General features: G+C 42.3%; 20 protein-coding genes. 8 read left to right on the forward strand and 12 right to left on the reverse strand.

Going from position 1 to position 23,932, the window contains the following annotated elements; genetic code table 11:
• Positions 1 to 267: 267 nt before the first annotated feature.
• Both JMY06_RS03460 and JMY06_RS03465 read left to right on the forward strand, forming a co-directional pair.
• Positions 268 to 3,228 carry a valine--tRNA ligase gene (locus JMY06_RS03460; protein WP_201616350.1) on the forward strand — a complete coding sequence of 987 codons (2,961 nt, stop codon included), beginning with the start codon at positions 268 to 270 and terminating at the stop codon, positions 3,226 to 3,228.
• Positions 3,229 to 3,358: 130 nt separating this feature from the next.
• Positions 3,359 to 4,351: a hypothetical protein gene (locus JMY06_RS03465; protein WP_201616233.1), complete on the forward strand. Its 993-nt coding sequence runs from the start codon at positions 3,359 to 3,361 to the stop codon at positions 4,349 to 4,351.
• A gap of 275 nt (positions 4,352 to 4,626) precedes the next feature.
• Here JMY06_RS03465 and JMY06_RS03470 read toward each other — a convergent pair whose 3' ends face one another.
• The 3 genes from JMY06_RS03470 to JMY06_RS03480 form a co-directional block, all read right to left on the reverse strand.
• Positions 4,627 to 5,100, reverse strand: a complete 474-nt coding sequence (locus JMY06_RS03470; RefSeq protein ID WP_201616235.1) for a PIN domain-containing protein — start codon at positions 5,098 to 5,100, stop codon at positions 4,627 to 4,629.
• Positions 5,097 to 5,858 carry a hypothetical protein gene (locus tag JMY06_RS03475; protein WP_201616237.1) on the reverse strand — a complete coding sequence of 254 codons (762 nt, stop codon included), beginning with the start codon at positions 5,856 to 5,858 and terminating at the stop codon, positions 5,097 to 5,099. The genes JMY06_RS03470 and JMY06_RS03475 overlap by 4 nt, the downstream gene beginning before the upstream one ends.
• A gap of 420 nt (positions 5,859 to 6,278) precedes the next feature.
• On the reverse strand, positions 6,279 to 6,509 hold the full coding sequence (locus tag JMY06_RS03480) for a hypothetical protein (RefSeq protein ID WP_201527263.1): 231 nt from the start codon (positions 6,507 to 6,509) through the stop codon (positions 6,279 to 6,281).
• 149 nt (positions 6,510 to 6,658) lie between these two features.
• Here JMY06_RS03480 and JMY06_RS03485 point away from each other — a divergent pair, with 149 nt between their 5' ends.
• Both JMY06_RS03485 and JMY06_RS03490 read left to right on the forward strand, forming a co-directional pair.
• The gene (locus JMY06_RS03485) at positions 6,659 to 7,081 is read left to right on the forward strand and encodes a YbaN family protein (RefSeq protein ID WP_201527264.1); all 423 of its coding nucleotides are present in this window, start codon (positions 6,659 to 6,661) and stop codon (positions 7,079 to 7,081) included.
• A 298-nt stretch (positions 7,082 to 7,379) separates the two neighbouring features.
• Positions 7,380 to 7,589, forward strand: a complete 210-nt coding sequence (locus tag JMY06_RS03490; protein WP_320157741.1) for a cold-shock protein — start codon at positions 7,380 to 7,382, stop codon at positions 7,587 to 7,589.
• Positions 7,590 to 7,835: 246 nt separating this feature from the next.
• Here the strand turns inward: JMY06_RS03490 and JMY06_RS03495 are convergent, their stop codons facing one another.
• Positions 7,836 to 8,921: a YeiH family protein gene (locus JMY06_RS03495; protein WP_201616239.1), complete on the reverse strand. Its 1,086-nt coding sequence runs from the start codon at positions 8,919 to 8,921 to the stop codon at positions 7,836 to 7,838.
• Between the two features lie 254 nt (positions 8,922 to 9,175).
• Between JMY06_RS03495 and JMY06_RS03500 the strand changes: the two genes are divergently transcribed.
• A complete protein-coding gene (locus JMY06_RS03500; protein WP_201527266.1) occupies positions 9,176 to 10,123 on the forward strand; it encodes a LysR substrate-binding domain-containing protein in 948 nt (315 codons plus the stop codon).
• Positions 10,124 to 10,285: 162 nt separating this feature from the next.
• Here the strand turns inward: JMY06_RS03500 and JMY06_RS03505 are convergent, their stop codons facing one another.
• On the reverse strand, positions 10,286 to 10,753 hold the full coding sequence (locus JMY06_RS03505) for a universal stress protein (protein ID WP_201527267.1): 468 nt from the start codon (positions 10,751 to 10,753) through the stop codon (positions 10,286 to 10,288).
• A gap of 126 nt (positions 10,754 to 10,879) precedes the next feature.
• Positions 10,880 to 11,341, reverse strand: coding sequence for a universal stress protein (locus JMY06_RS03510; protein ID WP_201616241.1), 462 nt, complete (start codon positions 11,339 to 11,341; stop codon positions 10,880 to 10,882).
• A 374-nt stretch (positions 11,342 to 11,715) separates the two neighbouring features.
• Here JMY06_RS03510 and JMY06_RS03515 point away from each other — a divergent pair, with 374 nt between their 5' ends.
• Positions 11,716 to 14,781 carry an insulinase family protein gene (locus JMY06_RS03515; RefSeq protein ID WP_201616243.1) on the forward strand — a complete coding sequence of 1,022 codons (3,066 nt, stop codon included), beginning with the start codon at positions 11,716 to 11,718 and terminating at the stop codon, positions 14,779 to 14,781.
• A gap of 164 nt (positions 14,782 to 14,945) precedes the next feature.
• On the opposite strand, the gene JMY06_RS03520 is transcribed toward JMY06_RS03515, so the two are convergent.
• From JMY06_RS03520 to JMY06_RS03530, 3 genes are all read right to left on the reverse strand, one after another.
• Positions 14,946 to 16,268: a serine hydrolase domain-containing protein gene (locus JMY06_RS03520; protein ID WP_201616246.1), complete on the reverse strand. Its 1,323-nt coding sequence runs from the start codon at positions 16,266 to 16,268 to the stop codon at positions 14,946 to 14,948.
• 217 nt (positions 16,269 to 16,485) lie between these two features.
• Positions 16,486 to 17,049 (reverse strand): NUDIX hydrolase, encoded by a 564-nt coding sequence (locus tag JMY06_RS03525; RefSeq protein WP_201616248.1) that lies wholly within the window; start codon positions 17,047 to 17,049, stop codon positions 16,486 to 16,488.
• A 470-nt stretch (positions 17,050 to 17,519) separates the two neighbouring features.
• On the reverse strand, positions 17,520 to 18,035 hold the full coding sequence (locus tag JMY06_RS03530; RefSeq protein WP_227672143.1) for an HPP family protein: 516 nt from the start codon (positions 18,033 to 18,035) through the stop codon (positions 17,520 to 17,522).
• 235 nt (positions 18,036 to 18,270) lie between these two features.
• Between JMY06_RS03530 and JMY06_RS03535 the strand changes: the two genes are divergently transcribed.
• The gene (locus JMY06_RS03535; protein ID WP_201527274.1) at positions 18,271 to 19,038 is read left to right on the forward strand and encodes an NUDIX hydrolase; all 768 of its coding nucleotides are present in this window, start codon (positions 18,271 to 18,273) and stop codon (positions 19,036 to 19,038) included.
• A gap of 113 nt (positions 19,039 to 19,151) precedes the next feature.
• Here the strand turns inward: JMY06_RS03535 and JMY06_RS03540 are convergent, their stop codons facing one another.
• Positions 19,152 to 20,537 (reverse strand): oxygenase MpaB family protein, encoded by a 1,386-nt coding sequence (locus tag JMY06_RS03540; RefSeq protein WP_201616353.1) that lies wholly within the window; start codon positions 20,535 to 20,537, stop codon positions 19,152 to 19,154.
• 65 nt (positions 20,538 to 20,602) lie between these two features.
• Positions 20,603 to 21,805, reverse strand: coding sequence for a Na+/H+ antiporter NhaA (gene nhaA, locus JMY06_RS03545; protein ID WP_201616250.1), 1,203 nt, complete (start codon positions 21,803 to 21,805; stop codon positions 20,603 to 20,605).
• A 418-nt stretch (positions 21,806 to 22,223) separates the two neighbouring features.
• On the opposite strand from nhaA, the gene JMY06_RS03550 reads away from it, so the two are divergent.
• Complete coding sequence (locus JMY06_RS03550) at positions 22,224 to 22,979, forward strand: TSUP family transporter (RefSeq protein ID WP_201616252.1); 756 nt, start codon at positions 22,224 to 22,226, stop codon at positions 22,977 to 22,979.
• 66 nt (positions 22,980 to 23,045) lie between these two features.
• Here the strand turns inward: JMY06_RS03550 and JMY06_RS03555 are convergent, their stop codons facing one another.
• Positions 23,046 to 23,846 carry a dicarboxylate/amino acid:cation symporter gene (locus JMY06_RS03555; RefSeq protein WP_265087864.1) on the reverse strand — a complete coding sequence of 267 codons (801 nt, stop codon included), beginning with the start codon at positions 23,844 to 23,846 and terminating at the stop codon, positions 23,046 to 23,048.
• Positions 23,847 to 23,932 lie beyond the last annotated feature (86 nt).

The following is a 23,932-nucleotide window of genomic DNA, read 5'->3' on the forward strand; positions in this document are numbered from 1 at the left end:
GCTATAGATAAAGGAAAAATCATCCGATGCTAACAAAATCTGCTCATATGAGATAAAATCATGGCACTAACTTTTTTGCTGGCACGTTTTACAGTTATTGCGCTGTCTCATTACTAATTGCGCTTATTATCCCTAGCAGCCATTATTTTTTAACCCCTGTTGCGTTGGTTAATTGTATGAATTCAGCGATAGCTAGGCGTGCTTACTATTATTCATTTATATCCATTTACGTTTTAGTCTGAGAGCCTTATGAGTAACCATCCCAATATGCAAAACACCAAAGCCAACCAAACTAATTTAACCACCTCCATTCAAGCCGCTTTAAATCAACTCGAAAATGCTTATAACCCAGGCGAAGTCGAGGCGGGCATGTATCAAGGCTGGGAAGAGAGTGGCTATTTTCAGCCAACCTTTGATAAAGAAGAATCGTTCTCTATCGCCTTGCCGCCGCCAAACGTTACTGGCTCCTTACATATGGGACATGGCTTTAATAACGCTATTATGGATGCGTTAACCCGTTATCACCGCATGGATGGTGACAATACCTTATGGCAACCGGGTACTGATCATGCGGGTATCGCCACGCAAATGGTGGTTGAGCGTCGTTTAGAAGCAGAAGGAATCAAGCGCCGTGATATGAGCCGTGAAGATTTCATCGATAAAGTCTGGGAGTGGAAAGAGGAGTCGGGCGATAATATTACCCGTCAAATTCGTCGTTTGGGCAGTTCAGTCGATTGGTCGCGTGAACGCTTTACCATGGATGATGGCTTATCTAATGCGGTTAAAGAAGTATTCGTACGTCTGTTCGACGATGGGCTTATTTATCGTGGTAAGCGTTTGGTCAACTGGGATCCTAAATTTCAGACGGCATTGTCTGATTTGGAAGTCGAAAATCATGACGAAAAAGGTAGCCTTTGGCATTTCCGTTATCACTTTACTGATAGTGATTTACAAACCCAAGATGGTAAAAACTATCTGGTCGTTGCTACTACGCGCCCTGAAACCTTATTAGGGGATACCGCAGTCGCGGTCAATCCAAGCGATGAGCGTTACGCCCATCTGGTCGGTAAGAGCATTACGCTACCAATTACTGGCCGTGTCGTCCCTATCGTTGTCGATGATTATGTCGAGAGCGACTTTGGCACTGGCTGTGTAAAAATAACGCCTGCCCATGACTTTAATGACTATGAGCTTGGTCGTCGTCATGAGTTGCCCTTGATTAATATTCTTGATGAGCATGCTAATATTTTACCAGCAATGGAAGTCTATCCAGATTTGCAAACCCGTGAACCAACGTTAGAGACCACCCCAAGTGACCATGCTGGTGTTACTTATGCTGGTGTTGAACGCTTTGCTGCTCGTAAGCAAGTCGTTGCGCAAGCGCAAGCACAAGACTGGCTACAAGAAATTGAAGATTATGCACTCAAAGCACCGCGTGCCGAACGTGGCGGCGCAATCGTTGAGCCGTGGCTGACCGATCAATGGTATGTGGCCGTTGAAAAACTTGCTCAGCCGGCGATTACTGCGGTAGAAGAAGGCCAAATTGAATTCGTTCCTGCGCAATATAAAAACATGTATATGGCATGGATGAATGGCCTACAAGACTGGTGCATCAGCCGTCAGCTCTGGTGGGGGCATCGTATCCCCGCTTGGTATGACGAGGAAGGTAGCATCTATGTCGCGCGTGATGAGGCGGAAGTTCGCAGTAAGTATAATCTAGCCGATAGCGTAAAATTACGCCAAGATGATGACGTGCTTGATACTTGGTTTAGCTCCGGTCTTTGGACGTTCAGCACGCTGGGCTGGGCAGATGGCAATGCTGATGCAAAAGTGATGGAGACTTTCCATCCGACCAGTGTTTTGGTCACCGGCTTTGATATCATTTTCTTTTGGGTGGCACGCATGATTATGATGACCATGCACTTCGTCAAAAATGAAGATGGCACCCCGCAAGTCCCATTTAAGACGGTTTATGTACACGGTCTAGTCCGCGATAGCTTTGGACAAAAGATGTCTAAGTCTAAAGGTAATGTCCTCGATCCAATTGATATCATTGATGGTATCGATCTTGAGACCCTAGTGACCAAACGTACTAGCAACATGATGAACCCGAAAGACGCGGCCAAAATCGAAAAGCAAACCCGTAAAGAGTTCCCTGAAGGTATTCCAGCGTTCGGTACCGATGCGCTGCGCTTTACCTTCACGTCATTAGCCAGTACCGGTCGCGATATCAACTTTGATCTAAAACGCGTTGAGGGCTATCGTAACTTCTGTAACAAAATATGGAATGCCAGTCGCTTTGTATTGATAAACTGTGTTGATAGCGAAGGTACTGCTAAGCCTATCGATCAAACGGCTAAGCCTGAAGTGTGGGAGCTTCCTGAAAAGTGGATTATCAGCCGTCTGAACTCTACGATTGCCAATATCCATCAGCATTTTGGTCAGTATCGTCTGGACATGGTCAGTCATGATATCTATGAATTTATCTGGAATGAATATTGTGATTGGTATGTTGAGCTTGCTAAGGCCAGCTTAAATGATGACTCGGTGACGGATACGCGTAAAGCACAAATTCGCTATGTATTGCTGCATGTCCTTGAGACTGCGCTACGCTTCACTCACCCAATCATGCCGTATCTGACTGAGCAAATTTGGCAAACTATCGCCCCTCTATTAGATCGTAAAGATACTGATAGCATCGTCATCGCTGCTTATCCACAAACGGATACTGCGCAAATTAACACGCAAGTTGAAGCGGATATGGCATGGCTACAACAGCTCATCGCTAGCGTCCGTAATATCCGTGGTGAGATGAAATTGGGCAACGCCGTACGGTTACCAGTCTTGCTACAAAACGTCTCGCTGGTTGAGGACGAGCGTCTAGCACGTATCGCCAATCAGTTTAAAGCACTCGCAAAAGTCGAAAGCTTAACCATTCTAAAAGAAGGCGATGAAGTGCCACTATCCTCGTCGAGTATGATTGGACAGCTGCGCGTACTCGTACCGATGAAAGGGTTAATTGATCCGACTGCTGAGCTAACTCGTTTGGGTAAAGCCCATGAAAAGCTACAAAAGCAAGTTGAAGGTATCTCGCGAAAATTAGGCAATGAAGGCTTTGTCAGTAAAGCGCCTGCCGAAGTGGTAGAAGCTGAGAAAGCAAAACTGATTGAGTTAGAAGGGCAGTTGACCGCAATGACGGCGCAGATGGATCAGTTAAAAGCGCTATAAGAAGGTAAAGTCGTAAGCATTACCAACTATTTATAAAAACATGGCTTATGATGAGATTTATCATAAGCCATGTTTTTTAGTAGTAACCCATAAATGTTATTTATAAATTTATTAGAACTGGAATACACTTATGGATAGTATCTTTTTTAAGCTTATCATTATAATTTTGCTACTTGCTATCCCTATATATATTCTATATCGAAAAACACTACAAGACTCTCCAAAGTATAGACAGCTAAAGACCTATTCTAATATATCCTTCGCTAGAGAAGAGCATTATGAGAGTCAATTTAAAAGTACTATACTATTTTTATTGACTTGCGGTAGTCATGAACAATCAATCAAGAGCAGAAGCTCCTATGATAATACCTATGAGCAATATAGCTTTATCTTTAACAAAGTCACTGAGTTACAAGAACAGGTCAATGCTAGTATTGCTAAGTTAGAAGCCAATATATCTCTTATTATAAAAGAGCTGAAAACTAGCAGCCGCTTAGTAGAATATACTGAAAATATAAAAATATTAATAGAAGAGATAAAATCTACTGACAAGATAGATATCAAAGTAGAGATGATTGATAGTCTTGGCTTTACTAAAATAGATAGATTGAGGGAGTGGCTACCTTCTATATCAATGTTTACAGGCATGATGGCGGGGCTACTAACGATATTAGTTATTTGGTTCTTGGTACTAGCCTTGGGCGGTGCGGGTACAACACTCATGACTTACTTAATTAGTGTAGTCATGCTAATCATACCTATAGTTATCCTCTCTACATTACAATCTCGCGCTAATACCAGAGCTTTTGAGAACCAAGATAAGTTAATCATAGAAAGTATAAAATCTATTCTCGATAACTCACAAAAACTAGAAGATATAATCGTCTCTCTTACTGCTAGTAATCATAAATTAGATTCTTATCTAAGCGAGATAGCCACTATCAATACAGAGCTAACTGAGATTCTATACAAAAACAGTGCTTATATAAAGGCAGCTAGGAAGTCGAAGGCTTTGTTCAAAAAAGATACTTATACCGATAGTGAGCAGCAATTGGCAAATAGGGTAAATACGCTGGTATATAACTTAAGAAGAGAAATAGCGGTTAGTCCATTGTTGGGTTAGGACGGACATGAGCTATATATTAGAGAACGCTTAGCTTTGAGTTAGTTTTGTATTTAAGAGGCTGAATGCAAAGAGCAAACTGATTGAGCGTATAGAGATTTAGCAGAATGTACATGGCAATGAAGATTTTATCAGTAGAGCTTATACATAATAAAATTGTATTAAGAAATACTGAATGAAGTAGTAAAGCTTATGAAAATAATAGAGTTGATTTAATCATATTGCGAGGAGAGAACTATAAGGATTTATATTAGTTGTATTTTGATACTTACTCATTACTTATAATTATTAAACAAAGGTAAATCAAAAAATTCATTATTTTTCTTAATATCTATGGCTTCTATTGGTAAGTTTAGTAGTTTAATAATGTCCTCTATTTCTTTATCACCTGTAAATATTTTAGGTATTTGATTAGCCAAAGTCATCCCTATTATTTGTATATCCACTTTAACTTTCTGCTTGTCACCTTTTTTGTGCTTAAAATACCCTTTTTTCAACAAATCCCTAAATATATTAGCAGTCATTCGAGCAGATTTCATGTCAAGGTCAAATATTTGACAAAAGTTACTAGATATTGTTAGAAAGTCTGAGCGTTTGTAGTTTTCATCCATCACCAAAAACTCCGCTACAGCAGGAGTAGGCAGAGCTAAGATCGCTTCGTTTCTTTCAAAATATTGTGAGAATATTCTGTAATCACTTCTGTTGTCTACTAGACTAATTAGTAAATTAGCATCTGCCATAATGATCATGAATGACGTTCCTTAAGCCAGTTTTTAATAGGCTCTTCCTCTTTCTGCCATCCACTTTCGCCCATGTCTACAAACTCTTTCATCCATAGTTTTGCTGTCATAGTATTTGGGATTACTTTAAAAGATGACGCATTAAAACACTTTAGTTTTATTTTATAGTTGTCTTGATGTTCGTACTTAGCGAGACCCGAAAATTTTATTAAACTCTCGTGCCGCCATAATGCTTCTAAAAATGGAGCTATCTCAAAAGATAAGTTTTTATTCATCTCTACTGAAACTCTATTTTCATTTGCTAATAGTATTGTGAAATGGTCAGTCTCATCTTTACCATGTGCTGGCTTTAAAAGCTTTCCAACGAAAGTCTCATTTTGTTCAAAAACATGCGCCGCAGCTTTTCGATAATCAATATGATAAATTTGTTCGAGTTCATCATCATTGCTCGCTGTTCTACTAGCTAAAATATTAGCATCAATTCCAGAGAAGTTTTTTGCATAACGCCGTACAACAGACTGTATTTCATCTAATGCTAGATGATTAGCTGCAATACTCTGATTCAGCTTGTCGAGCTTTGGTATGTATAGTTCTCTATCTGTATATACTTTTGCTACAGCAGAGCCTGAATAGATACTATCCAAATATAACTCTTCACTACCTAATAGTTTACAGAAGTTAGCTAGCATACGTGCCATGTCACCTGCTGTGATATCGCTAAGGTCTATACCAGATAGTTTAAGGACGAACGTCGATTTATCGGTCATATCGCCCTCCTATGGTAAAGCGAAATAAGTTGTTATTAATATATATACTAATACATAAGTGAGCTTATTTTAGCAAAGTATCTTATCGCTTAGGTAAAATTATGCATATATATATTAAATTTGTTATGTGTGATAGTTTTTGCAAGGTTTATTTTACACATTTGAAATTTAGTTTCGATTCTATCTCACAAAATAAACTCCACCTTAACCATAAGGAACACCATGAACCACCTCACCATCGGACAGCACTTATCTTTAAGTCAAATCGAAATTGACGATACCGCTCTAACCTAAACTGTGAGCGATTTTTTATACACCTTAACTTATCAAACAACAGTTTTATTCTTATTCAACATATAAAGAATCAAGCACTTTTGGCAGGGTATAGCTATTATCAACAGGCATCTTAAAGACATTGCCTTACACGATACCTGTTTTGACCCATTCAATTTGATTGGTTTCTAAGTTCACTAGATAAATAGCATAGTGTTGTCTCTTTTGTAGCGTAGACACATAAGCACCACCAGTGGCGACTGCCGTAGCTGTCCCCATTACCCGTGACGCACCAAGGGAAGGTTTATTACCTGTGACCATCGATAAAAATACCTTGGCAACCTCTTTTATGTGACTACTTTTGTTTGTGATAACCATATACTAATAGCCGTTTAGCTTGTGTATAAATCCAGCAATAAAGACGCAAAACTCTTCTTGCACCTCTTTATTGATTATTGCATGCTTATCCTTCTATATAGGTAACGCTTGCTACCTGACCTTTATCTACAGGTAATCACATCACCATCATGACTGAAAAGAAAAACCCCTTTTATTATCGTCCAAAGACCAATCAGTCTGCTAGCCCTACCGTACGTTGGACGTTTTTGATTCTGGGCTGGTTGTTTTTTGTATTGGGGATTATTGGCGCAGTGCTACCTGTTATGCCGACTGCGCCCTTTATCTTGCTGGCAGCAGGGTGCTGGGCGCGTAGTTCGCGGCGTTTTCATTTTTGGCTTATCAACCACCGACTCTTTGGCAAATTCGTCCGCGATTGGGAAGATCGCCATGCAGTGCCGCGCTATGCTAAGTGGCTCGCGACCATTATGATGGGGCTATCGACCAGTATGTTGTTCTATCGTCTACCCCATGATTTAATATGGATAGCGTGGGTCGTAGCGTTAGTTTGTGGTGCGGTGGCGGTAGTGTTGTTCCGATTGCCTGATGCTTAGTATTTAATAGTGAATCTAATGGCATTTACGTGTTCTTAGATGAAAATAACCGTAAAACGCTTAAATATTATGCTATTAACACTATATTTGTAACCAGATAGCCGAAATATCAAATAAAGCTTGCGATAGTGTAATTAGCCCCCTATAATAGACCCAAGCTTAAGAGCAGTTCTGCACCAAATCATTACCTCGTAGCATTAATTATAATCCTTCGTTTTAATATTTATCGTTCAGTAGCTATTTGCAAGCGTTGCCGGTCATTAGACCATTAATAAATTAGAAAAGTAGGATTATAGATATGTCAGATACTATGAAAGGTACAGTTAAGTGGTTCAACGAAGCTAAAGGCTTTGGTTTTATCGCTCCAGAAAGCGGCGCTGATGTTTTCGCTCATTACAGCGAAATCACTGGTTCAGGCTTCAAAACTTTAGCTGAAGGCCAAGAAGTCGAGTTCACAGTAACTCAAGGCCAAAAAGGCCCACAAGCACATAACATCGTTGCTGTGTAATTAGCATATAATGGTCACTAGTTACTTTAATTAGTAAGTAATGATTATAATATGATAAAAAAAAGCGAACCTTCGGGTTCGTTTTTTTTCGTCTGCAATTTGGGCTTGGCATTTATTACTAAGATAGCGTTTAGATTGAACATTTATGACTGATTATTAGTCACAGTAAAATACCTACATCTATATGTAGGCATTTTTTAAACTCTATTATTACCAATGTAATGACAGTCGTGGAGTAGCGCTCTTTTATATAAAGCTAATACCGATATTAATTAGACCGCCGCCGATAATTAACCAGCCAAACATAATCGCTCCTAATATTAACGGCTTGACCCCAGCTTGTTTGATAGCACTCAGATGAGTGGTTAAGCCTAAAGCAAACATAGCCATGGTTAAGAGTACATCATCTAATACTACCATCGCCTGCTCAAAGCCCTCTGACAGATTTATCCAAGTATGTAGCAGAACGATAAGAATAAAGATAAAGGCAAACCAAGGTACCCTGACTTGTTTGGCACGAGAGATGAACGAGAGTTTCTCACTGTCGTTAGTTCCACCACTAGGGGTTAAGGCGAAGGATAAAACCAACAGGAACGGCGCGAGCATCATTACTCGAATCATTTTAGTCACGACTGCGGTATCACCAACTTCAGGACTAATGGCGTTACCGGCGACCACGACTTGGGCAACTTCATGAATGGTTGAACCGGTATATACCCCATAATCTTGTGCGCTTAGCCAAGGTTGCAGCCAGCCAAGATGATATAAAAAGGGATAGAGCAGCATAGAAATGGTACCAAAGACTACGACGGTTGCGACGGCAATAGTGACTTTGTGCGCCTCTGCTTTGACAATTGGATCAGCGGCTATAACTGCTGCCGCACCGCAAATACTCGCACCTGAACCAATTAATAAAGTGGTTTTTTTATCGACCTTTAGCCATTTAGTACCTAGCCAATAAGTTAATAAAAACGTTGAAGTTAATACCAAAGCATCACTCATAACCGCGGGTAGACCGACACTGGCAACTTGCGTCAAGGTCAATTTAAAGCCGTAGAACATAATGGCTAACCGTAAAATCTGACCCTTGGCAAAGCCGACCCCTGCCTCTAAACGCTCAGCGACACTCGGATAGATAGTATTGCCTAGTACTATGCCGATTAAAATGGCTAACGTTAATGAAGACAGGCCAACAATACGCCCATTGGTCCAAGTATTTAAACTGGTATTTAGCCATAAGCAAAATAAGCTGCCGATAAATACGACGATAAGCCCTGCAAGGTGGCGACCGCGTGGGATATAACTGGCGACTGACTGGGTAAAGGCATTCATGACTCACGATCCTATTAACGCATCTATTTATTATTGATTGCTTAAGTTTAATGTTTCAGCGCTAAACAAAGTAATTGCTGACAACGCTGAGAAGTTATGCTTTTTGGATAATCCAAATGAGCATAAGCTTATGAATGGACATTATAAAGTAGGCTGTTCTATAATAAAAACAGATTAATAAGATAGAAACTATCGGTTTTTTAGGTCAACTAGCTAAGGTAAATGCTCCAATATATAGGGTGTAATAAAAAATAATGAAAAAACCACTGCAGACCTTACCAAAAATTACTCTTAAGCAACTGGCAGTGTTCGTTAGTATTTATCAAACGGGCAGTACCAGTCGCGCCAGTGAAGAGCTGCATTTATCACAGTCAGCGGTCAGTAGTGCTTTGGCCGAATTGGAGGCACGGTTACAGATGCCCTTGTTTGAGCGAGTTGGGCGCAGGCTCAATCAACATGCCAATGCCCATCCCATTTATGTGCAAGCGCAAGCAATTCTAGGGCAAGCGTTAACTTTAGAACACTACCATAAGCACCAAGCTGGACAGATTCATATTGGTGCGAGTACTACTATTGGCAATTATGTCTTGCCCCCATTACTCGCTAAACTATACGGTGCACTTCCCGATGGTATTATCGGGGTTAATGTCGATATGTATATTGCCAATACCCAAGAGGTGGTGGCGGAGGTTGAGCAATTAAATATTGATATTGCGCTAGTGGAAGGCAAGCCGCGTCCGACGGATATGAAAGTTATTGAGCAACGTGCATGGCGCACGGATACTTTGATGGTATTTGCTAAGCGTGATAGTAAATGGCTGGCGGGTTTAGCAGATTATGATGAGGATGAGAACTGCTATCGGCTAACTACTGCGCAATTGGCAAAGTTGCCGTTGTTAGTACGTGAGGCCGGTTCGGGTACGCGGCAGATTATTGATGAACAACTATTGCAACATATGCCCGATTCCGAGATTATTATGGCGATTCAGCAGTCAGAGGCGATTAAGCATATGGTTAGTGCTGATATTGGCCTCGGCTGTTTGTCGCAGTATGTGATTAGCACAGAATTAGCAGCGGGTAATTTGGTGCAGGTAAAAGTAGCGGGGATTGATTTGTCTCGAACATGGTGGCTAGTCTGGCATAAAGCGCGGCATCAAAGCCCAATTTGGCAGACCTTTATTGATATTATTCAAGAGGGTTGAGTTTGAAAGTGGTTTTAAAAACAGCTTACGCTACCTGCGTTAAAAAAGCGCACCGTAAAGAAAACTCTACGCTGCGCTTTTTATTAGTCATTATTTTTTTTCGTTATCTTTACTAATTATTGTTACTAACTGTCTTTAAGCATTTTTAAATGAGCAAAGAGATTAACTGCGTTTTGAGACTGGTTTATCAAGTCTGACCACTAAGCTATCACAGGGTACGTTGGGTAAGATATTATCCGCAGTAGCTCCGCTCAGCCAGGCTGTAATGCCGTGGCGCTCATGACGTCCAATCACTAGCAAGTCGACATCATGCTTTTCACAATAATTGACGATACCTTCGCTGTTAGAGATAGCCGTAGTTACTTCAGAATTAACAGCATTTAATTCATTACGTTCAAGGAACTTAGCGAGCTTGACCCGCGCAACTTGGCAGCGTTCATCATCAATCTCGTCATATAGGCTGGAGGCTGGTACCAATTCATAGCCAAAGCCGACCATCGTGTCTTTAACGATATGCAATACCGATAATTTAGCTTCAGGGCGATTAGAGACGATATGTTTGGCACTTTGGGCGACTATATCGGCATCAGATAATAAATCCGTAACTAATAAAATATGTTGGTAAATCATGAGCGTAGTCCTCGTAGCAGATAGCTTTAACTATAGCACTACTAATGGCTGCTGTTAAGTAGTGGCACATTATCTTTGGTAGCTGCTATTAATGTCAGCTAGTGCTTCCGGTTCGTGACGACAGTCTTATTTTGTCATCGGCGTATCGAGCTTGACGACGAGGCTATCACAAGGCACATTAGGTAAGATATTGTCCGCTGTTGCACCGACCAACCAGGCTGCAATACCACGACGCTCATGGCGGCCAATGATGAGTAGATCAACCTCTTTTTCACGGCAATAATTGACGATGCCTTTATCGTTGGAGATGGCGGCCGTAACCGCTGAGTTGACAGCCTGTAGCTCATTACGCTCGATAAATTGTGCCAGCTTGGCTCGTGCATCTATCCAGTGCTCACCATCGGTCTCACCAGAAAGACTAGAGGCGGGTACCAGCTCATAGCCAAAGCGCACCATATCGTCTTCAACGATGTGCAATACTGATAGCTTGGATTCAGGACGATTGGCGACGATATATCGGGCTTTTTGCGCGACCACATCAGCATCGGGTAATAAGTCCGTGACTAATAAAACATGTTGGTAAGTCATGATAGTAATCCTTATAGCAGATAGCTTTAACTTAACTATAGCACTACTAACGGCCCCTGTTAAGTAACTGCCTGCTTATCCTTAGCGCTGGTTATCTTTAATCCGCTACCTTGACTTCTCAACATAAAACCCCCATCTATTCTCGTTAGGCAAATTCTTCTTAAGTGTTGTTTTTAATGAATCGAACCTGCCATTAAATATGAAGACTACCCATAAGTATAAAGATTAATCATAAGTACAAAAACTAGCCATAAACACTTTCATATAAAAGCTATTTATGTAAAAGCTATATAAAAACGATTTAATAGCCATTTTAATTTTCACTATTTAACTGTTGTTCACTCTGATATTAAGGGTGGATTATAAGGATAACTATGACTGACACCCCGTTTACCGCTGATTTAACCCTGCATCCAGCATTTGAGCTGCTTGAACATCGCTTTATTGAAGCGCTATCAATGGATGTGCTCATCAGTCAGCATGTCAAAACCGGTGCGATGCATTATCATTTGGCGCATCCTAGTGACGAAAATGCCTTTTTGGTGGGTTTTCGCACTCAGCCTATGGATTCAAAAGGAGAAGCGCATATTTTAGAGCACGTAGCATTATGCGGCTCTGAGAAGTTTCCTGTACGTGATCCGTTCTTTTCAATGATTAAGCGCTCACTGAATACCTTTATGAATGCGATGACCGCTGCTGATTGGACAGCGTTTCCGTATGCGACTCAAAATAAAAATGACTACTTTAACTTATTAGCGGTTTATCTCGACGCATCGTTCTTTCCTAATATTGATCCGCTTGATTTTGCTCAAGAAGGCATTCGAGTTGAATTGGACGCTGATGATAAGCCGCATTTTAAAGGTATCGTCTTTAATGAAATGAAAGGTGCGATGAGTGGTGAGATTGATCAGCTGTATCATGCGGTCGCCTATCATTTATTTCCGACCACGACTTATCATTACAATTCTGGCGGTGATCCCGCTGACATTCCAGATTTAACTCATACTGAGCTAGTCGCTTTTCATCAAAGTCATTATCATCCCTCAAACAGTGTGATTATGAGCTTTGGTAATATTCCGGTAGCTGAGACTCAAGCAAAAATTCATAATGATGCGCTCATACAGTTTGAGACTGGCAAAAAACACGTCTCACGCCCTGAGGTTCGCCTTGCCGCGCCAATTAGCGCCACCGATACATATACCGCTGATGAAGCCGGTCCAGACCAAACTCACCATGTGATTGCGTGGTTATTACCGACGATTACTGATCCGAAGCAGCGTTTGGCGCTGCGCCTGTTAGAGGGCGTATTGATTGAGCATGCGGGCTCGCCATTGCGTGCCTATCTCGATAGCCATCCACTGGGTAAAGCGCCAAGTCCATTATTAGGATTGGATGACAGTCATTATGAGATGGTGTTTTATACCGGTCTACGTGGCTCAGAGCCTGAGCATGCTGAAGCGGTAGAACAAGGCATTATGGATTTGCTCGCTAAAGTTGCCAGCCAACCAATTGCTGAAGAAACTATTGAGACAATTCTGCATCAAATTGAAATCGACCAACGCCATATCGGTGGCGATAGTATTCCTTACGGTCTCAATTTAATGTTAGAGGGCTTTAGCACTGCGATTCATGACGGCAACCCCATTGATATCTGGGAAGTTGATGAGCACTTAGCTTGGCTGCGCGAACAGGTGAAAGACGAGCAATGGTTGCCCAGTTTAATCAAACATCATCTGCTAGATAATAACCACCGTGTACGCGTGACCCTAACGCCTGATAGCGAAAAATCAGCGCGTATTGCAGCGGCTGAACAAGTACGTCTCGATACTATCGCGATGGATCTAACCGCTGATGATAAAGATATTTTGCATAAGCAAGCGCTAGATTTGGCAGCGCGCCAAGCCGCTCCTGATGACTTGAGTTTATTACCAAAAGTTGGCTTAGAAGATATCCCTACTGATATCAGCTTTAAACAAGGCACGCAAAAACAGGTTACATTAAGCGGCAAAGAAAGCACGCTATTTGAATATGAAACGGGCACCAACGGCTTATATTATTACCAAGTAATCGTGCCTTTGACGGATGCAATTGGTCAGGTAAACAGCGATCAGCTACCAGCGAATGAAGTGATTAATCATCCATTACTACCTATCTATTTAAGCTTATTGTCAGAACTAGGTACGGATACAGCAGATGCCTATGAGATGCAAGCCAAGCAAGCGGCGCATTCATCAGGGGTAACAGCCCGTATTAGTCAACGTACTAATATTGATAATAGCCAAGCGATTAGCAGCTACTTTGTAGTGGCAACGCGAGCGCTTAACCGTAAGGTAGAGGCCATTGACTTGGTCAAAGAAGTGATGGAGCATAGCGCCTTTACTGAGCATGCACGTATCAAAGAAATCTTGCAGCAGCGTCAGTCAGGATGGCAGTCGAATCTTGCGAGTGCAGGGCATGCTTATGCGATGCAAACCGCCAGTCGCGGTATGAGTCGCCAGTCGCAGTTAGAATATGTACGTAGTGGTCTGCCAGCTCTCAATGCGCTCAAAGACTTCTTAACGCATGCCAGCACCGATGATGCGCTTTGGGATCAATTGGCAACCAGTTTGATGGACTTACATCAACGCTTAATTAGCTTACCTAAGCACGCGGTCATTATCTGTGAAGCGGAACAAACCGAGCGCTTGAGTGATTTGATTGTTAATAGCTGGCAAGATAGCCGTGCGCCAGAATTGGCCGCCAAAAATATTGATATCGACGGCAGTATTCCTAATGAATTTGCAGATTTAACGTTAAACCCAGCATTAAATGGTGAAGAAAATACTGCTAAAGCCATAGAAAGTGGTGCGACGGTTGAGGTAGAAGACTTAGCATGGTTGGTTGCGACCAATGTTTATCATAATGCTAGTGCTTATACGGTGCCAGCAGCTGACCATCCTGACACTGCACCATTAATGGTATTAGCGCCTTATCTACGTAATGGCTATTTACATAGTGCGATTCGTGAGCGCGGTGGTGCATATGGCGGCGGTGCGGGCTATGATGCCAATGCTTGTGCCTTTAAGTTCTTTAGTTACCGTGATCCGTACTGCGCAGAGACGTTTGCACACTTTGATGCCAGTATTGAATGGCTATTAAATAAGCCGCAAACGGATGAGCAGTTAGAAGAAGCTATCTTAGGTATTATTTCAGGTATGGATAAACCTGGCTCTCCAGCTGGTGAGGCTATCAAGGCTTGCTTTGCTAACTTGCATCATCGCGGTGCAGCATGGCAACGTAAAATGCGCGCGGCAATCTTAGCGGTCACTATTGCGGACTTACAGCGAGTTGCTAAGCAGTACTTGCAAGGTCAGTCACATGTGCGCGCGGTACTGGCTCCTTATGACAAGGAAGATGCGGTTAAAAATCTAGGCTTTACGGTGTGTAAAGTGAAAAGTTAAGAGTTCAAGCACAATTGATAATTGATACTCATAAAAAAAGCCAAGCGTCATGCTTGGCTTTTTTATATCTAATGCTTAGTCATTGATGCTCTTAATTAACGGCTATTACTTTTAATTAAGAGTTGTTTCTGAATACTCACTTCTGAATATTAGCTGTTGAACCCTCACTTTCGAATTAAATAATTTGCCACTGCGCTATAGGCAGGAAGTGAGGTTGGGTCAATCTTAGGATTGGCGGATTCAGGATGCGAGGCAAAGCGGACAATGACCATATCGGCTACTGGATCAACATAGACAGTCTGACCATGGACGCCGCGCGCTGCATAGACCGGCGTTGGGTTATCAAACAACCACCAGAAGCTTTTGTAATCGCCATTTTTCAGCTCGTCATAACCTGATTTTGCAAATATATCTTTAATGTCGCCTGCTTGAATATGATCAACGACGGTGGCTGGGAATAAGCGCTTGCCATTAATCTCGCCCTTATTAAGCATCAAATCACCAATACGCGCCATATCGTGCAAACCAGCACTAACACCGCCACCAGCGAAAGGCGTACCCTTGCTATCGACCGTCATATACGCGCTTTGTTCTGCGCCCATTTTTTGCCAAATGCGCTCTGAGAGTAACTCATCAACCGATTTACCGGTGGTACGTGAGATAACCCAGCCGATGGCATCACTATTAATAGTGCGATAGTTAAATTCTGCACCGTGTGTACCTTTTTTCTTCACTGTTTGCAAATATTCAAAATAACCATCTGGCCCAGTATAATCATCCGCTTTTGGCAACGGATTAGAGGCTTTGGCATACTTCCAGATATCAGAATCTGGGTCGTCATACTCTTCGCTATAATCTAGCGCGGTAGTCATATCCATCACTTGGCGGACGGTTGCATCGCCAAAGCCGCTGTCTTTTAGCTCAGGAATAATTGTGCCAACCAGAGCACTATCGTCCAATTTGCCTTCAGTTACTAAAGTTTCAGCTAGCAGACCCGTTAATGATTTGGTCATAGACATCGCTGCGTGATTACCCAGCTCATTTAAACAACCGTTCTGGCGCTCATAGACAACTTTGCCATGATGCATGACCATAATACCGTCGGTATAATTGGCATCTAGCGATTGCCGCCAGGTCATTTTTTGCTTACTATTGGTCGGTGTAAAGGTAATAGCATCGATGTTTTTATCGAGATTATAATCGAGGCTTGATGGCGCACCGATACCACGACTGATCTCAGTGGTGGGCAGTAGCGCTCGCATATGGCATACCGACCAGCGCAGTTTTGGGAAGCTAAAAAAGTTAGATGACGGTTGAGATATCAGCTTATCATCGGGTGGCGGAAAGCCTTGCATCCAACCCATCACTTGTGGATCAGATTCTTTAACCGTTAAAGGGGCATTGTCAGCGTGAGCACTCATACCTGTCAGCCCAATAGCTAAGGTTAGCGGTAGTAAAATAAATGAGCGTTTGAGGGAATTAAGCATTGAAAGTCTCTTAAAGTTACAAATAGATAAAATATTATTGTGTTATTAGAAGTCTATCCAGCGCATCACATGCGTAATCAATTTACAGTAAAGCAAAAAGATATAGCCTATGTTAAAAAATTAACTGGATATCATTGAAAGCTAAAACTTTATCACAAGTACGATAATAAACCGCTTTAAGAGAATATAACTTCACTATTAATAACGTGGGATACCTTCAATAACGTTTAATACTCTGATCTTTACCGATATAGTCTTGATGGATTGGGAATTTATCATGACTATCAAACAGCTTGCGATCTGCAAAATAGCTTGTTAGTGTACGGCGTACTGCTTCAAAGGCAATATTATCCCAAGGAATATCTTCTTCAGCAAACAAGGCAGAATCTAAGCTCTCAGAGCCAATACCATAAGCACCGTCTTTGAGATCTGTCAGATAAATCACATAAATTTGGCTGATATCTGGGATGTCATAGATGCAATATAGATGCGGATTGGTAACGACAGCTTCTGCTTCTTCAAAGCTTTCGCGTGCCGCGCCTTCAGCAATAGTCTCACCATTTTCCATAAAGCCTGCGGGCACAGTCCATAAGCCATACTGCGGCTCAATCGCTCGGCGGCACAAGAGCACTCTGCCTTTATGCACTACTAAAGAGCCGCAGATTACTTTTGGGTTTTCGTAATGGATATAATTGCAATTTGGGCACACCAATCGTGGCATATTATCAGTGGCGGGGATTTTGCGTTCAGCTTCGTGACCGCATTGTAGACAATATTGCATATGAACTGCCTTATATTAATGAAAGGAAGGTATAAAGTAGTTATGAAGGTATTAGGGTGCTATTTATTGTTGTGTTATAACGATAAGCAAAATTTTATGACCATAAGCAAAAAAGCATTCTAATGGTTAGCCATTATCTTAAGATAGCACAAATTTACCGAGCGCTGAGTGGTGATAACAGGAACCCATCATTTGCAGGTAACAAACTATCCATTATCAGCATTGAAAAATGCTAGCCTGAGCGTCATTTCAATATAAAATCACTATGAAATAATAACCCTTAAGTAGTAATAATTGGTATTCAACAATAACCAGCAGTTACATAAAGAGCATACAGCTTAAAGCAGATTGCGCTAGGCTAAAGTGAAAGCTTGGTTTTTACTTAACTTTCAGTACCTATCTTTCTGTATTGAACCTTTAATATTTGATTATAAATGCCTAACTATAAGTACCTAATGATTACTATCTAATCACCAGTATCTAGGATAATGCCTACCTCTGCCGATGTTGTTGTAAATTAAGGCTACGACGACCAAGGCAACCGCACCTATTAGTGTCGGAGTGATTAAAAAACTCCATGGCACGCCGCCTAGCATAACGATTAATGGGTTAGAGCCTGCAGGCGGATGCGGTACCCGAAAAAGCAACATGAGCGCAATAGAGGTGCCGACGGCTAATGACATGCTCCACCATTCAATGCCGAATAGCGTCATGAATAATAAACCGATAAAAGTGGTAATGAGATGTCCGCCAACGATGTTTCTCGGTTGCGCAAACGGACTTTCTGGATAGGCAAAAATAAGCAGGCAACTAGCCCCAAACGAGCCTAAAATCATCGCAACATTTTGCCAATTACCGATTAGTGCTAGCCCAGCCGTGGCTAGCGTGCCGCCAACCCAAGCGATGGCAATAATTAATAGTGGGAGTCTTTCGGGGCAGACATCAATTTTGCCTTGCATTTTATTCAATGAAAAAATCTTATTCACTATTGATTCCTAAATATTGATTTTTAAATTATGGTTTTTTAAATAATATAATAATGACAGGACTGAATATTCGATTCACGATAACTGTTTTTTTGTGTTGATAGTTTTTTGTACTAATAGTTTTTGCTATTGCTAGCTTTCTCTACCGATAGCTGGTTGTAGTAATGTCGAGTGCTGATTAAAATATATAATTGATTAAACATAGATCTGACGAAAATATAGGACGGACATTATAATGGCAATACCGCAGCATTTTGCAGGTTTTGATGAATTGGCAGTCGCCTTGCCGGCTTATATTCGTCAGCCCGTTCTCAGGCAGCTGGCAGAACGGATGCAGGGTGAGCTACTGGGCAGCGTTGCACAATCTCTAACTCAGTTTGATGCTATCAATGCAGCCGATGTTATCGCCCAAAGTACGCGTATCTTAGATAAGCTCTATCAGACTCCGATTGCGGATGCTTCGGTATTGGTAGCGATTACTCATGAGCCGCGCCCTAAATTACTATTAACTCGCCGTTCCATACATTTAACCAGCCACGCGGGTGAAGTATCCTGTGCTGGCGGTAAATATGAAAATAGCGATGGTAATAATGTGGTCACCGCTTTACGTGAAGCCTATGAGGAGATTGCACTACCCCCAAACAAGGTGCAGCTACTCGGCCAGTTGCCCAGCCAGACCTCAAAAAGTGGCATGAGTGTGCGCCCAATTGTGGCTTTGATTGCGCCAGATTTGATATTAGTACCTGAGCTAGGAGAAATATCACGTATTTTTTGGGCGGACTTTGAGACCCTTATTACGCAACCGACGGTAGAATATAAGGTGAATTATAGTATGCAAGCACAGACTGCGACTTTATTAACGCCCAGCTGGCAAATTGACGGCGAAACGGTTTGGGGTCTAACGGGAAAAGTGATTGCCAGCTTACTTGAGACCGGCTTTGATCGGCAGCTTGATTGGTACTATCATATCCAAAACGCGCAGGTGCAAAACTTGGAGCGTTGATAATAAATATAACAAACCATTTTTATGACTTTTATTATAAGGATTTCTAACTTTTTTTCATCCTCTATAGTATTCCGTTTACTACTTATAATAGTCGCACATGTTAATAAGCACTATTTATAATAGTCATCGTTTTTCTTCAGCCACCAGTTCATATTATCTTGGCGTTTGGCTCGAAATTGCTCCAGCTTATCAGCAACGTTGCTATTATGCTGGCGTGCGGTATCGAGGGCAAATAGAATCGGAACAGAGGACAATACTCCAAAGCGGATTTTAGACTTGGGTAGCTCTAAACCATCACTGATATCATCACCGACTAAGGTGCGGGTGACGCTGGCGTTGACCATCTCAACGAAGCGCCCACGGCGATTGTCTTCACCCATAAGCTGACGTGGTAAATCATGTAAGGCTTTAGCCAGCGGTCGTCCCATCTTAAAATCAAGCTGCTGAATGGATAAATAAGTATAGAGCCACTCCCAGCAGGCAGTCTCATCTTTTGGCAAACGCTGTAAATCGACGCCCATCCAATAGCTGGCAAGATTCCATAAATGCAGGATACCTTCGGCTTCCTCGCTACTGATACGTGCGCCTAGCAGTCGCAGCCCGCGCATAATGAGTAATGAAAACTGCAAATGGGTGGCGACCATATCGGTCTGATTAATCGGCACGCCCCAATAGTCTGTATTCCAACTGCCATCGGCATGATGATGTTGCGCGCTATCTACTATCACCCCATCGGCTGCGGTCAACTTACCCTTAAGCAAGTTTTGGCGCACTAACGTATGGATTTGGCGTACCTTGATGGATTGCTTCCAACCCTCAGAGCCAATATCTAATACTTTGGAAATAGGAGTACGCTGATTGAGCGCGCTGGCCTCTAGTTGTGGATGCTCAGATACGGCTAAAATATAAGCATAAGTACGCATCAAGCGCGGTAGTGCATCGTGCATCAGCGCACCGGTTTGGATCAGAGGTAATGATAGCGCTGGAATACTATAGCCGGCCATTAGCGCGACATTACGCAGTAGCCAAATGAGCATTAAGGGATAACGGCGATAAGCAACCGCGCCAATTTGTGCAAGCTTAGGATCGAACCAATCCGGATGACTGCTAAACTGAGCCTGCATGGCAATGAATGCTGGGTGGTTACTGGCTTCAGCGCTTATGCCCGTACTGATATCTGTGCTGTCTGTACCCAGTAAGCCATTATTCATTATTGACTGCTGCAAAGGGCGGCCAAAGCGCACATCATCAGCCGCTAGCTGGTCGGCAAGCGGATCACTAACATCATAACCGTTGACCATTTCAGTTAACAAGTCTTGCGAGATGGCGAAGTCTTTCGGCAATAGGTAACGCTTAATGCGCCTTAAAACTTGCAAATCACTATGGTCACTGATGTCAGTAGTGCGCCCGTGACGCTGATAAGCTGGTACTTGCTGTTGTTGGGCATGGGCGCGATGCGCTGCAACATTAACATTAGCAGTATTGTTATTATCCATAGCCATCAAGCATCCTCATGGTTAGACATTATCATAGTGTTATTGTTCATCCGTTTGGCCAATTATTAAGGCGCACGAGTTAAGTCGACTGACGTTCTATTAACGCTGTCTTTTAACGTCACTTTAAGCATGATATAACCAGCAATACCAGAAACGATTGAACCCATAATGATACCTAAACGCTCATCAAACAGTGGAGTAGCGCCACCAAATGCGAGGCCGCCGATGAATAAGCTCATGGTAAAGCCCACACCGCATAACAAGGCAGCACCGTAGATTTGCTTAAAATTCATACCTTTGGGCATGGTTGAAATACCGAGTTTAAATATCAGCCAGCACATAAACATCACGCCTATTTGCTTACCAAGAAATAGACCCGCGGCAATGCCGAGTGGCACAGAATGGAACAGCTCAGCGACACCGGCACCTTTTAGTGAAATACCAGCGTTGGCAAAGGCAAACAGCGGTAAAATTCCATAGGAAACTGTATTTTGTAAGTCATGCTCAAGCTCTTCTAATGGCGAATGTTCTGGGTCTGTTTTGTCAAACAACGGGATAAATAAAGCCAATACGACGCCCGCTAAAGTGGCATGAATGCCGGACTTGAGCACCGCAATCCACATAATGATGCCGATAAGCAAATACGGCGTGATGCTAGTAACGTTACGGCGGTTGAGTATATATAGAAATGGCAGACATAAACCAGCAATGGCGAGCGAACCCAAAGATAAATCACTGGTATAAAATAAGGCAATAATTAAAATTGCGCCAATATCATCAAAGATAGCAATGGATACCAAAAACACTTTTAACGAGTTCGGTACGCGGTTACCCAGTAAGCTTAAAATGCCCAGTGCAAAGGCAATGTCGGTCGCTGTGGGAATCGCCCAGCCTTTCCAAAAGTCAGGCTCGTGATAGTTAAAAGCCATATAAACGATAGCGGGCATAATCATGCCGCCCAATGCTGCCCCAGCTGGTAAGATAATCTGCTTGAGGTTAGACAACTCACCGATGAGCACTTCACGCTTGAGCTCAAGTCCGACTAAGAAAAAGAAAATCGCCATCAAACCATCATTAATCCAATGATGGGCGTCTTTTGCAATCGCAAAACTACCCAACTGGATGGCGACTGGTGCATGGATAAACGATTCATACCAGGTGTTGAGGGGGGTATTAGCAATAATCATTGCCGCGATAGCTGCCATCGCTAGGACAATGCCGCCTGACGCCTCGAGGTCAAAAAATGCCTTTATTCTTCTTATTGCCATGTCATCCTCATTGGTTAAATATATCGTAAGCTCAAGTAAGTAACAGCTAGCGTTTGACCACGTTGCTGATAATTGGCCTCAGTCTCTCATGATTCCATCATCATAAACAATAAAATGCGTTAAACAAGCGTAGGGTCGTGTGCCATGTCGCTATTTACAGTCTTTCTTTTATAGCCACCTCATAAATCTAGCAGACTTTGTGACGTTTTTGGCTTTTATTATAATTTTAACTTTATAATATGTCGCTCTTAGCCTAATCCAATGACATTCCTAATAGGTCTTACTACCTATAACGCTATTATAACGGGGTAATCATATTACTAGCACGCCGTCATCCCTTTATCAAAAGCGCCATTCTTAGCTTTATTCTTTAAGGCTCGTGCCTTTTTTATCACAATTTTTTGACAAGGTCAGTTTCATGGACGTAACGCTCTCTTTAGAGATTATATTGATGCTCACTGCGGTGGCAGCGCTCGCCGGATTTATCGATGCTATTGCCGGTGGCGGTGGTTTATTGACCATTCCAGCGATGTTGCTGGCCAATATTCCACCGGTGTTGACTTTGGGTACTAATAAGCTACAGGCAGCATCAGGGGCGCTAGCCGCGTCTATTACGATGATCAGAAAGGGCGTTATCAAGCCTCAGCGAATTAAAGTGGCCATTATCGCTGCTTTTATCGGCTCAATTATCGGCTCGATCGCCGTGCAACTCTCGCCACCAGATATTTTAGAAAAACTGATTCCGTTTTTGATAGCCGCTATCGGTATTTATACTTTATTTGCGCCTAAACTTGGTGAAGTCGAAGCTGAGCCACGTATTAGTGAAGGCGTGTGGCAAAAGATTGCGGCGCCGTTAATTGGCTTTTACGATGGTTATATGGGTCCAGGAACAGGGATGTTTTTTGCGCTAGGTAATGTGGCGTTGCGCGGCCGACAAATCATTGAAGCGACTGGTGCAGCAAAGGTATTGAACTTGTCTACCAATATTGGCTCGCTAATATTCTTTATATTAGGCGGTAATGTCTTGTGGAAAGTAGGTTTGGCCATGATGGTCGGGCAGACCATAGGAGCCTATTTTGGCTCACACATGGTGGTCAGAGGCGGTAGCAAGCTGATTCGTCCGATGATTGTATTGGTATGCCTAGCGATGGTGACTAAATACGTTTTTGGTTAAAATACTAAAAATAATATTTGAGATAACTTTTTAATTGCTTAATAAGTACTCATTTAGCGTTAATGATTAATGACGTTTAATGTCATCGTATTCACTCCCCACAATACCGTCACTAAAGACTTCAGAGAAGTCACGTTCGCTATTTTCATCAATATGACCGTCGAGTATGTCTTTTGAGCCAGCATTAGGATCGTTATAGATAGCCAAATCCATTTTACCTTCAGATTTTGCCACAATAGCGGTAACCGCCACATCGACACTAACGTTCACTGCGGTACGCAACATATCTAAGATACGATCGACACCCAAGATAAGGCCAATACCTTCGATTGGTAAGCCTACTTGGGTAAACACCATCGCCAGCATAATCAAGCCGACACCTGGCACACCTGCCGTACCGATAGAGGCCAATACTGACATCAAAATAACCGTTAGATATTCGGTGATGCTTAAGTCTACCCCATAAATATTGGCAATAAAAATAGTCGCCGTCCCTTGCAAGATAGCGCCACCATCCATATTGATGGTAGCGCCAAAAGGAATGGTAAATGAGGCTACTGAGTTATCGACCCCCATGCGCTTGGTTACCGTACGTAAAGTAATGGGAATAGTAGCGTTCGAGCTTGCAGTACTAAAGGCAAAGATTTGTACTTCGCGAATTTTGACCAAAGAGGTCTTGATGGACAATCCTGAGAACAGCTTGAGGACAATCATCATAGTAACAAAAAAGTGGAATGCGAGCGCGCCGACCAACACCGTCATATAACCAAGCAGCGACCAAATCAAGTCTAATCCCAATTCAGCCATGGCGTTGGTTAATAGCGCAAATACGCCGTATGGTGCCAGGTTCATAATGATGGTCACCATTTTTAATATGAATTAAAAAAATAGGTGATAAATAAGACTAAATAAGCGCTAAAAATCAAGAAAAAATAGTCTACAAAAAAAGCAGG

Source organism: Psychrobacter urativorans (assembly GCF_904846675.1).
Classification (GTDB): Bacteria; Pseudomonadota; Gammaproteobacteria; order Pseudomonadales; family Moraxellaceae; genus Psychrobacter; species Psychrobacter urativorans_B.

Bases quoted from the DNA above. Each gene is read 5' to 3' on its own strand.
- JMY06_RS03490 (WP_320157741.1), top strand. From the start codon at position 7,380: ATGTCAGATACTATGAAAGGTACAGTTAAGTGGTTCAACGAAGCTAAA.
- JMY06_RS03505 (WP_201527267.1), bottom strand. From the start codon at position 10,753: ATGATTTACCAACATATTTTATTAGTTACGGATTTATTATCTGATGCC.
- JMY06_RS03540 (WP_201616353.1), bottom strand. From the start codon at position 20,537: ATGGATAATAACAATACTGCTAATGTTAATGTTGCAGCGCATCGCGCC.
- JMY06_RS03480 (WP_201527263.1), bottom strand. From the start codon at position 6,509: ATGGTTATCACAAACAAAAGTAGTCACATAAAAGAGGTTGCCAAGGTA.
- JMY06_RS03535 (WP_201527274.1), top strand. From the start codon at position 18,271: ATGGCAATACCGCAGCATTTTGCAGGTTTTGATGAATTGGCAGTCGCC.
- JMY06_RS03550 (WP_201616252.1), top strand. From the start codon at position 22,224: ATGGACGTAACGCTCTCTTTAGAGATTATATTGATGCTCACTGCGGTG.
- JMY06_RS03500 (WP_201527266.1), top strand. From the start codon at position 9,176: ATGAAAAAACCACTGCAGACCTTACCAAAAATTACTCTTAAGCAACTG.
- JMY06_RS03515 (WP_201616243.1), top strand. From the start codon at position 11,716: ATGACTGACACCCCGTTTACCGCTGATTTAACCCTGCATCCAGCATTT.
- JMY06_RS03485 (WP_201527264.1), top strand. From the start codon at position 6,659: ATGACTGAAAAGAAAAACCCCTTTTATTATCGTCCAAAGACCAATCAG.
- JMY06_RS03460 (WP_201616350.1), top strand. From the start codon at position 268: ATGCAAAACACCAAAGCCAACCAAACTAATTTAACCACCTCCATTCAA.
- JMY06_RS03465 (WP_201616233.1), top strand. From the start codon at position 3,359: ATGGATAGTATCTTTTTTAAGCTTATCATTATAATTTTGCTACTTGCT.
- nhaA (WP_201616250.1), bottom strand. From the start codon at position 21,805: ATGGCAATAAGAAGAATAAAGGCATTTTTTGACCTCGAGGCGTCAGGC.
- JMY06_RS03525 (WP_201616248.1), bottom strand. From the start codon at position 17,049: ATGCAATATTGTCTACAATGCGGTCACGAAGCTGAACGCAAAATCCCC.
- JMY06_RS03555 (WP_265087864.1), bottom strand. From the start codon at position 23,846: ATGGTGACCATCATTATGAACCTGGCACCATACGGCGTATTTGCGCTA.
- JMY06_RS03510 (WP_201616241.1), bottom strand. From the start codon at position 11,341: ATGACTTACCAACATGTTTTATTAGTCACGGACTTATTACCCGATGCT.
- JMY06_RS03520 (WP_201616246.1), bottom strand. From the start codon at position 16,268: ATGCTTAATTCCCTCAAACGCTCATTTATTTTACTACCGCTAACCTTA.
- JMY06_RS03495 (WP_201616239.1), bottom strand. From the start codon at position 8,921: ATGAATGCCTTTACCCAGTCAGTCGCCAGTTATATCCCACGCGGTCGC.
- JMY06_RS03470 (WP_201616235.1), bottom strand. From the start codon at position 5,100: ATGATCATTATGGCAGATGCTAATTTACTAATTAGTCTAGTAGACAAC.
- JMY06_RS03475 (WP_201616237.1), bottom strand. From the start codon at position 5,858: ATGACCGATAAATCGACGTTCGTCCTTAAACTATCTGGTATAGACCTT.